Consider the following 13996-nt stretch of genomic DNA (forward strand, 5'->3'; position numbering starts at 1 on the left):
GCTCCCGTATTCGTAGATCAGCGCGCGGATGCCTGAACGGCGGTGATGAGGTCGGCGAGGTCGGCGAGCGTGGACTGGGCGATGAACCGGCCGTCCTCGGCCGACTCCCCCAACCCGAAATGAGCCGACACCTTGCCGAGCATCTCCGCACGCTTCAGCGACTGGGCGATGAACCGGCCGTCCTCGGCCGACTCCCCCAACCCGAAATGAGCCGACACCTTGCCGAGCATCTCCGCACGCTTCAGCGAATCGATCCCCAGATCCGCCTCCAGTCAACAGCGGTGGCGGTGTTGACCGGTGCGGCCTCCACGACCGTGCGGGCCGGGTCGGCCTCGGCAGCTCGCGGCTGAACCGTGTTGGTCGTACTCACATCCGGCACGCTCCGTCGGACGAGCCCCGAGAGCCCCGCGCGGCCGCACTCCACGAAGCGCTGGGCGCCCTCCGCGTGGAGCTCCCGCACGGCGGCCATGAACTGCACCGGGGTAGTGAGCTGCCGTACGAGCAGCGCCTTGAGGTCGGTGTCGTCGTGGACATAGCCGCCGGCCACCGGCGAGTACACGGCACGACGCAGGGGCTGCTGCCTGATGCCGGAGATCGCCTCGTCGAAGGCGTGCGCGGCGACGGACAGCATGGGGCTGTGGAACGGGAATGGCGAGTTCAGTCGGGTGGCTTGCACGCCCAAGGTGCCGGCCAGCCGGGCAATCGTTCCGACCGCGTCGTCAGGGCCCGATACGACCGTCTGGCGCGGGGCGTTGGAAACCGCGACGGCCAGGCCGCGATCGGCAACCGCGCCCACCAGGTGTGCCGCGCGAGGGGCCGGCAGCTCCAGGGCCACCATGCCGCCGTCGGACGGGCAATGCGCGAGAAGGGCTTCCGAGCGGTGGCACACGAGGCGCGCGCCATCGGCCAGGCTGAACGCTCCGGCCACCGTCAGTGCCGCGATCTCGCCCATGCTGTGTCCGACGACAACATCCGGTGCTCCCTGCCGCTCCGCGATACGGAAGCTGCCCACGGCTGCCGTGAACACGGCGAGCTGCAGTGCGAAGGAGTCCGAGCGCATCAGGTCGGCCGCCGACGGGGCGTCGGTGCGCGTCAGCAGGTCCGAGACGCCACCGCGTCCGAACTCGGCCGCGATCCGGTCCGCCGCGTCGAGCACCTCTCCGACGTCGGGCGAGCCGTCACCGGCGAAGATTCCCGGGGTGTAACCCCCCTGACCGGGCAAGAGGAAGACCGTTTCAACCGCCATCATGCGTCCTTTGCATCCTTCGTGAAGTGAGTGGCATTGCGTGGGAACACCGAGCGGTCACCAGGTGACGGGCAGTTCGCGGACGCCGTAGAGCACCATGTCGTGCCGGAACGGCAGGTCCTCCAGCGGACGGCTGAGCTTCAGCGTGGGCACACGCGCGAAGAGACCGGCGAACACGGTGCTCAGCTCGACACGGGCGAGCGTCAGTCCGATGCACTTGTGGAAGCCGTGGCCGAACGCGACGTGCGCCTGCGGGTCCTTGCGGTGGATGTCGAAGGTGTCGGGGGCCTCGAAGACGGCAGCGTCGCGGTTGGCCGCGTTGATCATCACCAGGAGGCCGTCACCCGCGCGGATCTCTTGTCCGCCGACGGTGAGGTCCTCGGTCGCGGCGCGGGGCAGCCCGGCGTGGTTGATGGAGAGATAACGCAGGAGTTCCTCGATGGCCTGCGGATACAGCGACGGGTCCGCCTTGAGGTCGTCGAGCTGGTCCGGATGCTCCAGCAGCGTGGCCGTGCCCAGGCCGATCATCTGGGCCATCGTGTCGTAGCCGGAGAGCATCAGCAGCGCGGCCAGTCCGACGAACTCGTCGTGGCTGAGCTTGCCCGCCTCCTCCTGGCCCACCAGGCGGCCGAGCATGTCGTCCGTCGGCTGCTGCTCCCGTGCCGTCACCACCCGGTCGAAGTACGCCATCAGCTCACGCGCCGCGCCTTCGGCCTGCTCGGGTGTGCTGCTGCGGTTGAGGATCGTGTCCGTGAGGGTCACGAAAATCGTGTGGTCCTCGTACGGCACGTCCAGCAGCTCGCACATCACAGTGGCGGCCATCGGGAACGCCAACTGCGTGACGAGGTCGGCGCTGTTCCCCTGGCGCACCATGTCGTCGAGCAGCGTGTCGAGGATGGCCTTCATCCGCGGCCGCTTCGCTTCCATCTGGGTGATCAGGAACTCGCGGGTCACCAGGCGGCGCAGCCGGGTGTGGTCCGGCGCGTCCTGGTTGAGGAAGAAGCCGGGCGGGATCGGAGTGTCACCGGAGATGTATGAGGGGTAGCCGGGCGTCTTCGGGTCCGAGCTGAACCGGGTGTCGGTGAGCACGGCGCGCACGTCGGCGTGGCGGGTCACCACCCAGACGGCCTCACCACGCGGCGTCTGCACCTGGAAGACCGGCTGCTCGGCGCTGAGTTCGCGGTACTGGGGCGGCGGGTCCAGCGGGTGCCGGCGCGGCATCGGGAAGGCGGGTATGGCAGGAGCGGTCATGACGATGCTCTCCACTGGTTCTGAGGGCGGGCGGTGCCACCGGGAGGGGCGGGCAGGAAGCCCGTCGAGACGAAGTAGTCGAGGTAGAGGTCGAACAGCTCGCGCTCGACCGGCTTGCACGCGATGCCTGAACCGTCGAGTGCGGCACGCAGGTTGTCGGTGCGGAAGTCGGGCTTGCTGCCCAGATAGCCCACTTCCTCGGCGGGCTGGTCCGCGCCGAACAGCGGAAGGTACACCGCGAGTTCGTTCTCCTCGCCGCGCTCCACGGCCGCGGCGAGCTCGCGGTACCAGTCCTGGTAGTCCAGCCGGCGCAGCGGATAGCCGTAGGCCACGATCAGCTCGAAGATCTCGTTCATGCTGACGGACCGCGCGCTGGGGACGTTGAATACCGCTTCCGCACGGCCTCCGGAGAGCGCGGTGTGCACCACTGTCGCGGCGCAGAAGTCCACGGGTACGAGGTCCAGCAGCAAGTCGTAGTCCAGGTAGGCGCCGAGCTGGACACAGCCCTTGATCAGGTGGTTGATGAAGGTGTCGGGCGAGCAGGCGCCGGTGGTCTGCGAGCCGGTGATGGCGCCCAGCCGGTACACATGGGCCGGCACGCCCCGGTCCCGTGCCTGGAGCATCAGGCTGTCGGCGACCCACTTCGACTGCCGGTAGCCGCCGACGACGTGATCGGCCTCGGTGAGCCTGGTCTCGGCCCAGCTGCGCTGCCCTTCATGGCCCGGGTAGACGCCGATCGTGGAGATGAAGTGCACGGCCTTGACCCGCTTCCGGCAGGCGAGCCGCAGCACCTCCATCGCGCCGAACACATTGACCGGCTTGATCTTGGCGTAGGGCACGATCCAACTGGAGATCGCCGCGTTGTGGATGATCAGCTCCACCTCCGCGGCCAGCTCGTGGTACGTGCTCTTGCTCAGCCCGAGGTAGGGACGCCCCGTGTCACCGGGGACGCCGACAATGCGCTCCGCGTCCCCGTCACGCAGCAGCCCGTACTCGGCGAGGTTGCCGCGCACCCGCTCGCTCGCTTGGTCGGGCCCGTCGGCCCGGACCAGGACGTACACGGTGGCGGCCGAGCGGTCCAGCAGTTCGCGGAGCAGGAAGGCGCCGGTGTAGCCGGTGCCGCCGGTCAGCAGGACGGTGCGGTACGGACCCGTCGACGGCGGCAGCGCGCCTTCTTCGGGCACGATGTCGGCGGGCAGCACGGCGTCGGCCACCATCGCCTCGCTCGCGACGCCCCGGGGGTTGCCGGCCCCGGTCACCGTCGGGTCCGCCTGGGAGCTGACCATCCGTGCCAGTTGGGCGACCGTGGGGTCCTCGAACATCCGCCGCAGGTCGAGGCGTACGTCGTAGACATCGCGCACCTGGGCGGCCATCTGCAGCACCGTCAGCGAGTCGCCGCCCAGATCGAAGAAGCTGGTCTCCACGCCGACCTTCGGCAGGCCGAGCAGGTCCTGCCAGATCCTGGCCAATTCCGTCTCCACCGGCGTTCGCGGTGCGACGAAGGCGGTCTCGGGGCTCTCCTCCACGGTCAGGGGAGGCAGGCTGCCCCGGTCCACCTTGCCGTTGGGCAGCTTGGGGAGCTCCGGCAGCACTACGAAGTGTGCCGGGACCATGGCGTCCGGGAGGTGCGTCCGGGCGTAGGCACGCAGCGAGGAGCGCAGACCCGCGGCCCAGGACGAAGTGAGCGGGTCGTTGGCGAGTTGTCGGGTCGGGCTCATGCCTTGTCCTCAGCGTCGTCGTGGTGGGCGGGGACGGGCTTGTCGAATACGGCGTCGAAGACGCCCAGGCGGTTGTCCGGCGACACGAGGGTCCGGACCTGTCGGTCCGCCTCGGCGGCCAGGGCGAACAGCTCCTCCGGATGGGCACCGGCCGCCTCGTCCAGGTCCCACAGCAGTCGTTCCAGGTCCCAGGCGGTGGCCGTGCCGTCCGTCTCCTCCAGCGCCCGCACCGCCGCCGTGGTGCGCAACAGCCTCCGGTTGGGAATGCCGGTCACCACCAGGCCGCCGGTACCGCCGGCCAGCCGCTGTCGCAGGCTGTCGAGGCCGCCGTCGAGCGCATCCCAGCTGACACGGTCCTCGGTGCCGGCCGGCGCGGCCGGCTCCCCGATCAGCAGCGTCACGTCATAGCGGAAGAGGGACAGCTCGTTGTCCGCACTGCCCCGCTTCAGCTCGACGCGGACCTCGCCGACGCCGTCGAGCTCGGCGGCCAGTTGGTGGAAGAAGGCGGGAGAGAGACACAGTTCCCGCTCCTCCTGCAGCTGCCGGGAGATCGCGGACCGGATCTCTTCGATCGTCTGGAGCGGTCCGGCCCTGTGCAGCTGCACGGCGGTGTGGAACTCTGGCAGCATCTCGACGGAGCGCACATCGCCGATGAAGACGGCGCCTCCCGGCCGTACGGCGCGTACCGCGTCGGTGAGCACCGTGCGCAGGTAGTCGGTGCCGGGGAAGTACTGCGCCACGGAGTTGATCACGACCGTGTCCAGGCTCCCGGCCTCAAGACCCGCCAGGTATTCGGGACCGGACTGCTTCAGCCGTACGTGCTCCGGGAGCGGACGCCCGAGGCTGGCGGCCGCGGCCGTGAGCGCGGCGGGCGAGACGTCGACACCGTGGTACTCCTCCACCTGGTCGGCCAGGTTCCGGAGCACCAGTCCGACGCCGACGCCGATGTCGGCAACGGCGGTCGGCCGCAGCGCGCGGATCCGGTCGACGGTGTGCCCCAGCCACTCCCGCATCTCGGATACGGGGATCGGCTCACCGGTGTAGCTGCTGAGCCAGCCGGCGAACTCGGAACCGTCCTCGGCGGCGGCCTCCGCCGGCGGCGCGGTGTAGGCGCTCTCCCAGACCTCACCCCAGCGGCGGACATGTGCTTCCTGCACGGAGGCGTCGGACAGCGAATCCGCCGGGGACACATAGGCCACGAGCTCGGTGCCGTTGGCGCCTTCGACCGCGGTGACCGCGACCGCATCGAGCCTGGAGTGGCGGGAGAGCACACTCTCCACCTCGTCCGGCTCGACCCGGTGGCCGAGGATCTTCACCTGCCGGTCGACGCGGCCCAGGAACTCCAGGCTGCCGTCGGCGCGCCACCGTACGCGGTCACCGGTCCGGTAGAACCGCCCGCTGCCTTCCACGCCCGCGACGAACCGCTCCGCGGTCAGTTCCGGGCGCCCGATGTACCCCGCGGCAACGCCGTCGCCGCCGATCCACAGCTCACCGGAGACGCCGACCGGCAGCGGCCGGCCACGGCCGTCGACGACGCGTACCTCGGTGTTGGCGATCGGCCGGCCGATGGAAATGGTGTCGGCCGTCGCGTCGCGCTGGGCATCCAGTTCGTGCACCGTCGACCAGATGGTCGTCTCGGTGGGCCCGTACATGTTGCAGATCCGCACGCCGGGCAGGGCCTCGATCAGCCGCTGCGCCAGGCCCGAGGGGAATGCCTCGCCACCGATCAGCAGGGCACGCAGGCCGACCAGCGATTCCAGGGCCTCGGGCTCCGCCGCCACCGCGGTGAACAGCGACGGGGTGCCCTGCACGACGGTCACCCGGTGCCGCTCGCACAGCTCCGCGAAGGAGTGGGCGCTTTCGGCGACCTCGGCCTCGTGGGCGTCGCGGAGACGGTCGACCCACGTGAGGCTCTCCAGTACGGCGTCCGCCTCGACACCGAAGTCGACCAGACACGCGATCTCATCGACGCCCGCGGCGGCCAGATCACGGACGAGTTCGGCGCAGGTGTCCGGGGAGCCGAACAGGCCGGAGGTCTCGAAGTACCGGCTGATCGCCATGTCGATGACGGCGTCGATCTGCTCCTCGGCGCCCATCTCCGGGAGGTCCTGACCGGTGGAGGCGAACAGGGTGCGCCACAGCTCGGTGGAGCTGCGCAGATAGTTGCGGAAGGGCTCGCGTGCCTGCTGCCTGGCCTGCTCGGTGTCGTCCGACATGAAGGTGTGCACCATCACGGTGACCTGTCCGGAGCCCGCGTGTCCGGCCGCTTCTCTCGCCTGCCGGTACGCCTTGATCTTCTCCGCCAGGTCGTCGGGGTCCTGGCCGAACAGGTGGGTGAGCAGATTGGCACCCGAGGCGCCGGCCTTCTCGAAGGTCTGGACGGTGCCGACGGACGTGAGCCAGACCGGCGGCTCCGCCTGGACCGGTGCGGGGAAGATCCGTACGTCGACGAGTTCACCGCTGCCGCCGACGCGCTGCACCGGCTCACCGCGCCACAGCTTGCGGAACTCCGCGAGCTGCTCGGACATGCGGTCCTTGCGCACCGGGAAGTTCTCCGGCCGCAGCACGAAGTCGTTGGAGTTCCAGCCCGCGGCGAACGCCAGGCCGACCCGGCCGTCCGAGAGGTTGTCGACGAGCGACCACTCCTCGGCGATGCGCACCGCGTCGTGCAGCGGGGACACGACACTGCCGCAGCGCAGTGCGATCCGGTCAGTGATGGTGGCCAGCGCGGCGGACATCACCGAGGGGTTGGGGTAGAGACCGCCGAATTCGTGGAAGTGCCGCTCGGGGGTCCATACGGCCTCGAAGCCGTGGGTGTCGGCGTAGCGTGCGGCGTCCAGCACCAGTTGGTAGCCCTCACGGTTGGACACGCCCGCCGAGGCGGCGAAGAAGAAGAGACTGAATCCGAGGGCCCGCTCCGTCGCCTCCGACTGCGGCACCAGATTGCTGATGATGCGCTCTCCCGCGACGACCACCTTGGCGCCGTGCGTGAGCGGCCACAGCAGCTCCAGCACGGAGATGTCGAAGGAGACGCTGGTCACCGCGAGCACCGCGTCCTCGAGGCCGCAGCCCACCCGCTCGTCCATGCCGGCGAAGAAGTTCACGGCGTTGCGGTGCCGGAGGGCGGTGCCCTTGGGCTTGCCCGTCGATCCCGACGTGTAAATGACGTACGCCGTGTCGTCACCGGAGACTTCGGTGCCCGGCTGCGTTCCGGGCAGCCCCTCGATGGTCTTCGCGTCCGCGATGATGTCCACCAGGTGAGGGGCTGTGATCCCGTCGGGGGTGCCCGGTCCCTTGATCAGGCAGCCGATGCCGGCGTCGGTGGCGATGTTCTCCAGCCGTCCCTTGGGGAACGACGGGTCCATCGGCACGTACGCGGCGCCGCTCTTGAGTACGGCGAGGAGAGCGACAACCAGGTCGATGCCGCGGCGCAGGCTCACGCCGACCAGGTCTCCGCGGCCGATGCCCTGGCCGCGCAGGTGGTGCGCGAGGCGGTTCGCCCGGGCGTCCAGCTCCGCGTAGCTGAGCTCATCGAAGCGGTGCGCGACCGCGATGGCGTCCGGGTGTGCCTGGACCTGGCGCTCGAACTGTCCGTGCACAGTGTCCGCGGGGTCGTAGGCAACCGCGGTGTCGTTCCAGACAGCCAGCTGGGCATGTTCGGCCGGAGCCATCAGGTCGACGGCGGTGAGCTCCTCCTCCGGCTGCTGTGCTACGGCCGACAGAGCACGCTCGTAGTAACCGGCCAGCCGGGCGCAGAACTCCTCCGGCAGCACCGCCAGATCACAGTCGAGCCAGAGCTGGAGCTGCCCCTGCTCGGGGTCGATCAGGAAGTTCACGGCCAGCGGGTAGTTGGTTTCCGCGACGCCCACCGTGACGGCCATGAGCGCGTCCGCCGAACGGTGCCGGTCGCGGTGGAAGTCCATGAAGTTGACGTAGCTGTCGAGCTGGAGGCCCTCGCCCACGTCGTGCTGCATCTGCGCGAAGGGGTAGCGACGGTGCGCCGCGGACCGGCGCTCGTGGTCGAAGACCCTTCGCGCGGTGGCCAGGAGTGTGGCAGAGGACAGGTCCAGACGCAGCGGCAGCGTGTTCAGGAAGACGCCGATCGTCTCGTCGCCGCCCTCTTCCTCCAGCCGGGCATTGGCCACGACGCCGGTGAGTACTTCGTCGTCCCCACTCACCAGGCGCAGCACCGCGAGGTGCGCGGTGGCCAGCAGCGACTTGAGCGGCAGCCCTTCGCGCCCGGCGAGGGCGCGCAGCGCTTCGGCCACCTCGCCATCCACCGGGACGTCGTACCGATGATTCGCGGCCGGCCGGGTGCCGTCGGGCCGCTCCTGCGCGGTGGTGCCACGGGACACCAGCCGGGTGGGCTCGGCACCTCGGAGCAGACCGGTCCAGTAGTCCCGCGATTCCTCGCTCGCGAGGGCCTGGCGCTCCGCTGCGACGAAGTCCCGGTAGACGGAGCGGACGGGCGGCAGATCCAGCTCCTCGCCGGAGAGGCGTGCCCGGTAGTGGTCGACGACCTCTTCGAGCATGCGCATGTCGCTCCACCCATCGAGGACGACGTGGTGTTCGATCACCGAGAGCTCGAAGGCGTCGGGGCCACAGGGATGGGCGACGAACTTCAGCAGCGGTGCCACTTCCGGGTCGAAGTGGGTGAACTTCGCCTGCTCGACCCACTCCTCCACGGCATGCAGCCGGGCTGCGTCATCGAGGCCGCTGAGGTCCTCGCCGCTCTCCAGCGGGATAGTGACGCTGCTGTGCACGAGCTGCAGCGGCTCGGAGAAACGGGCCAGGTCGAAGGAGCAGCGCAGGGACGGGTGCCGGGCCGCGGTGTCATCGATCGCGGCGCGCAGGGCGTCGAGGTCGAGGCGGGTGGTGACCCTGGCGCTGGTCACCACCCGGTACACCGAAGAGTCGTCCGCGTAGGCCGCGTGGTAGAGCATGCCGGCCTGCATTGCGCTGAGCGGGTAGGCGTCGTCGATCCCGTCCGGCAGCAGCAGCCGGTCCTCGGCGGACAGCAGTCCGAAAGGCTCCCGGCCGACGGAGTCCTCCTGTTCCTTCAGTGGCTTGACGACGCGGGCGAGCTCGCGGATCGACGGTCCCTGGAACAGGTCGGCGACCTCGAAGGTGTAGCCGTGGCGCTCGACCTCCATACGGACTCGGATGGCGTGCATGGAGTCGCCGCCCAGGACGAAGAACGAGTCCTCCACACCAAACTCATCGGTGGCCAGGACGGTGCACCATGCCCGGTGCAGCAGCTCTTCCTCGGCAGTCTCCGGCGGCGTCGCCGCGCGTACCGGCCGTGCTTCCGGCATCGGCAGCGCCTTGCGGTCCAGCTTCCCGTTGGGCAGCAGTGGCAGGGCGTTGAGGGGGACGAAGTGGGCCGGGGCCATGTAGGCAGGCAGCCGCTCCCGCAGCCAGGCCAGCAGCTCAGCCGGTTGCGGCGCATCGCCTTCCGGCACGACATGCGCGATGAGCTGACGCTGTCCGTCGTTGCCGAGCGGCGCCGTGACCACCGCCTGCTCGATCGCCGGGTGGCTGAGCAGCGCGGACTCGATCTCGCCGGGCTCGATGCGGAAGCCGTGCACCTTCACCTGGTGGTCGAGCCGGCCGCGGTACAGGACGACACCGTCCTCGCGGAGCACCGCCAGGTCTCCGGTCCGGTACAGCTTCCCGGGGCCGAAGGGATTGTCGATGAAGCTCGCGGCGGTGAGTTCCGGGCGGTTGAGGTAACCAGAGGCGACCTGGACACCGCCGATGTGCAGCTCACCGGCGATCCCGTGCGGCAGCGGTCGCCCTTCCCGGTCCAGCACATACAGGCTGGTGTTGGCGACCGCCTTGCCGATGGGCACCGGACGCTGGGCGTCCTGCGGAGTGCACCGCCAGTACGTGACGTCGATGGACGCCTCGGTCGGCCCGTAGAGGTTGTGCAGCTCGGGGGCTTCTTCGTCCGCACCGTACTGTTCGAAGAACCGGCCGACGGTCTCGGAACGGAGGGCCTCGCCACTGCAGACGACACGGCGCAGGGACGCCAGGTCCCGGCTCGTGGGCTCCGCCAGGAAGAGGTCGAGCATCGACGGTACGAAGTGCACGGTGGTGACCCCGTGCCTGCGGATGACGTCCGCAAGCGCCCGAGGGTCGCGCTGGGTGCCGGGCGCTGCCAGGTGGAGCACGGCGCCGTTGAGCAGTGGCCAGAAGAACTCCCACACCGAGACATCGAAGGTGAAGGGCGTCTTCTGCAGCACACGGTCGTCCGCGCCGAGCCCGTACTCGTCCTGCATCCACAGAAGCCGGTTGACCACACCACGGTGCGGTACGGCGACACCCTTGGGCCGGCCGGTCGACCCGGAGGTGTAGATGACGTACGCGGTGTCGTCGGGCGTGGCCGTGTGCTGCAGCGGACCGGACTCCGGCAGCGTGCGCAGCAGTTCGTCGACGGCGATGACCTGCACACCGGTGCCGGTGAGCCGTCCGGCGAGGTGCGACCGGGTCAGGACGACACGGGCGCCGGAGTCCTCGATCTGGAAGGCCAGCCGCGAAGCAGGGAGCTCGGGGTCCAGCGGCACGTACGCCGCACCGGACATCAGGACGGCGAGCAGCTCCACGATCAGGTCGAGCGAGCGCTCGTCGTGCACGCCCACCACCTGGCCTGCCGCCACACCGTCGGCGCGGAGACGGGTGGCGAGGCTGCGGGCCCGGCCGATGAGCTCGCGGTAGGTCAGCGAGCCGTCCTCCACCTCGGCGGCGACGGCGTCCGGTGTCCGCTCGGCCTGTTCCTCGATCAGCTCGTGGAGCGGCCGGGTCAGGTCATAGTTCCGCGCATGGGCGGCGGCTTCCGCCTGCACCGAGGCACGCTCGGCGGCAGTCAGTATGTCGATCTCTCCCACGGGCAGCTGCGCGTCTGCCTGGACCAAGGAGCCCAGGAAGGCAGCGAGCCGATCGCGGTGAGCAGCCACGGTCGCAGCGTCGTGCAGCGCCGGATTGGGGTCGAAGGACAGCCGGAGGTCCGCGCCCCCGGTGCCACCGAAGAACTCGATCGAGAGATCCCGTACGGGCCCGGAGGACAGCTGGTGAACGGTGCCCTGCAAGCCACCGAACCGTATCTTCCCGTCGAACGACACCACGTTCACGACCACGCCCGAGGGCTCGTCGGCGGCCCCGGCCCGCCGGAGCTCCCGCTGCAGGTCCTCACCACGGAAGCGCTGATGCGCCAGCACTTCACTGGCCTGTGCGGAGACGTGCTCCACGAGGGCACGGAAGGACATGTCGGAGCGTACGGACAGCCGCAACGGCAGCACATTGGCGAGCATGCCCGGCGTGGTCAGTGCGGTCCGCGTGGTGCGGGCACGCACCGGCAGCCCAATGACGATCTCTTCCTGCTGGGTCATCCGGTGCAGGTACGCCGCCGTTGCCGCCAGCACGACAACCGCCCACGGTGTCCCGTGCTTGACGGCCAGCTCGTCGATTCGCTTGATGCGGACCGAGGACTGGAACCGCTCGGCGGGCCGGGATGTGCCGGCCGCCCTGTCACTCAGGCTGATGCGGTCGGGCCAGTCGGCCAGGTGACCGAACCAGTGCTCACGGTCACTCTCGTGGTCCGCCGATTCCCGGTACCCGGCCTCGTCTTCAAGCAGATCGGCGAGCGTGCCCGCGCTCTTCTCGCGGACTGCCGTCCCTTGCTCCACCGCCGTGTAGATCTGCGCCAACCTGCGCCAGTAGAGGACCTGGCCGTAACCGTCCAACACGATGTGGTGGTACCGGAGATGAAAGAGGAAGTGATCCGGAGCGAGACGAAGCAGTGTGTGCGTGAACAGTGGGTCGTTCGCCAGGTCGACGGGGGTGGCCAGGTCTGCCCGTACCCAGTCCTCCGCGGACCGTCGAGGCTCGCTCTCCTGACTGAAGTCCATGACGCGGAGCGGAGCGTCGACATCGGTCGGCAGCTGCCAAGGAGTGCCGTCTTCGTCGGCGACGAAGCGGACTCGCAAGGCGTCGGTCTCCCCGACGGCCCGCCGGACTGCTTCAGCAAGATGCTTCTCGTCCAGCCGTCCGCGGATCTCGACGTATCCCCCGCAGTTGTGGAGGGCGCCACCGGCATCCATCTGGTGGGCGATCCACACTTCGTGTTGCGCGGCGGACAAAGGCAGGCGCCCGGCAAAACTCTTCACGAGTCACTCCGTCTTTCGGTTCCAGGAAGGCGCACGCCACCCACCGCCCGGCGCACGACGGCGTGGCGCGGGGCAGGACAGGGTTATGTGCGCGTTGAGTGCTTGCAGCCTGTGGAGACAGCGGCGGCGTGGCCGCGTTCAGCGAGCCCTGAAGGCTCGGAAACAGGCGCTATCGATGACGTCGATCTGAAGACGTTGAGCCGGGCCGGCTACACGTAGACACAGATATCCCCCCATACGTGCCGCGTGAACGGCACTCTCCCCCGTGGGCCACAGCACCGAGGGCGACTCTCGAAGAACGCACTCAGACACCGGGCAGAACTTCCACGGCCCGGGACCCCACTACCTGAGCAAGTCCCGCCGTGTTCGCTGCATCTCACCCAGCCTGGGGAGCCATGTCAAGCCGTCGGTCCGGCGAGGAAGATGTTGATCAATCCCATTATTCGCCAAATTTGTAGACGGAGTTGACCGTTCCATTGCCAAAGGTCGGCCACCTGGGGCGATGCGCCACCAATAGACGACTCTGAGCGCGGAGGTCAGCACAGTAAGTGACGTTAAAACCTGCCCCAAGAGGTGGCGCGGAAAGGCCCATAGACGAGACGGCGTCTCAACACCCGGACGAGAGCGATGCCTTGCAACCCGAAGTTCGTTCAGGGTTCAAGCAGGTTGTGCCTCACCGGCCGGGCCCCTTTGATGATGCGGAAGGCCTGAAGCCGGGCAAGGAACCTGGGGGCTGGGGTTCATGTCCCACGGGTAACGAAGGACATCTGCCGTATTCGAGGAGCCACCGTGGCGCGAGTATCGAGAGGCTTATGGGCCGTTGCCGGGGCGGTGGCCGCCGTACTGGCGACCGTGGTCGTCGGTGTTTCCGTGAGTGGCGGCCCGGGCGGCGAGAACAGCGGCCCGGGTGAACCCGTACCGAGCGAGTCCTCCCCGACGCACCGCTCGTCCGCCCCCGAAAAGGCGGGCGGCGGCGCCTCGGCCAGCCAGGAACCGGGCACCGGATCGTCGTATTGGACGGAAGAACGCAGGCGCGAGGCGTCACCGGCGGAGATGCCCGACCCCCGGAAGTGATGCCGCCGATCACGCGGTGGGGCGGCACCGCGTACGGTGCCGCCCGGTCGTACAGGTGCGGAGAGATGGCCCTCAGTCGTCCGCAACGTCGTGGTAGACGTTGATCGCGCCGTCCCCGTGGTTGGCGGAGTAGCCGTAGGGCTCGTTCCAGGGGTTGTCGGGGTCATTGGGATCGTCTTCGTCGATGTGCGACATGGCCCCGACGATGTAGCCGCGGCCGTTGCTGCCGAGCTCGTCGATCCAGGGGCCGCCGCTGGAGCCCTGTCCCATGTCGCATTCCATCTGGAGCCGTTCGTCCCAGGGGAAGATGCTCGCGTCCTCGGTGTCGGCGAGGCAGTGGAAGAGCTGGTCCCCGGGAAGCTTCGGCCGTTACCTGCGGCGGGGTAGCCGAGGAAGGTGACGTCGCTGAACTCCTGGCCGTAATTGAAGCGGTAGCCCTGGGAGCCGGTGAAGTCCTCGATGTTGCCGTACTGGGCCTGCGGAGCGAGCTTGATGGCGGCGACGTCGTAGTCGAAGTCGCGGTCCTCGGACCATCCCTTGAT

The 13996-nt window shown here is 69.1% G+C and carries 6 protein-coding genes; all 6 read right to left on the minus strand.

The features are described from left to right. Positions 1-17 precede the first annotated feature (17 nt). Positions 18-230 (minus strand): hypothetical protein, encoded by a 213-nt coding sequence (locus tag IG84_RS0106275; protein WP_031052259.1) that lies wholly within the window; start codon positions 228-230, stop codon positions 18-20. An 11-nt stretch (positions 231-241) separates the two neighbouring features. Then, entirely contained in the window at positions 242-1156 is a 915-nt protein-coding gene (locus IG84_RS0106280; protein WP_157848824.1) for an acyltransferase domain-containing protein, read from the minus strand. Positions 1157-1303: 147 nt separating this feature from the next. Further along, complete coding sequence (locus IG84_RS0106285; RefSeq protein WP_031052264.1) at positions 1304-2497, minus strand: cytochrome P450; 1194 nt, start codon at positions 2495-2497, stop codon at positions 1304-1306. Next, entirely contained in the window at positions 2494-4215 is a 1722-nt protein-coding gene (locus IG84_RS0106290) for a thioester reductase domain-containing protein (RefSeq protein WP_051861438.1), read from the minus strand. The genes IG84_RS0106285 and IG84_RS0106290 overlap by 4 nt, the downstream gene beginning before the upstream one ends. Beyond that, positions 4212-12380, minus strand: coding sequence for a non-ribosomal peptide synthetase (locus tag IG84_RS0106295; RefSeq protein WP_078648639.1), 8169 nt, complete (start codon positions 12378-12380; stop codon positions 4212-4214). The genes IG84_RS0106290 and IG84_RS0106295 overlap by 4 nt, the downstream gene beginning before the upstream one ends. A 1146-nt stretch (positions 12381-13526) precedes the next feature. After that, on the minus strand, positions 13527-13724 hold the full coding sequence (locus IG84_RS0106305) for a hypothetical protein (protein WP_031052271.1): 198 nt from the start codon (positions 13722-13724) through the stop codon (positions 13527-13529). Between the last annotated feature and the right edge of the window lie 272 nt (positions 13725-13996).

The organism is Streptomyces ochraceiscleroticus (genome assembly GCF_000720485.1).
GTDB classification, from domain to species: domain Bacteria; phylum Actinomycetota; class Actinomycetes; order Streptomycetales; family Streptomycetaceae; genus Streptomyces; species Streptomyces ochraceiscleroticus.

What these genes read in the sequence shown, in the direction of transcription:
- IG84_RS0106275 (WP_031052259.1), bottom strand. Translation starts at nt 230, where the DNA reads ATGCTCGGCAAGGTGTCGGCTCATTTCGGGTTGGGGGAGTCGGCCGAG.
- IG84_RS0106285 (WP_031052264.1), bottom strand. Translation starts at nt 2,497, where the DNA reads ATGACCGCTCCTGCCATACCCGCCTTCCCGATGCCGCGCCGGCACCCG.
- IG84_RS0106290 (WP_051861438.1), bottom strand. Translation starts at nt 4,215, where the DNA reads ATGAGCCCGACCCGACAACTCGCCAACGACCCGCTCACTTCGTCCTGG.
- IG84_RS0106305 (WP_031052271.1), bottom strand. Translation starts at nt 13,724, where the DNA reads ATGGGACAGGGCTCCAGCGGCGGCCCCTGGATCGACGAGCTCGGCAGC.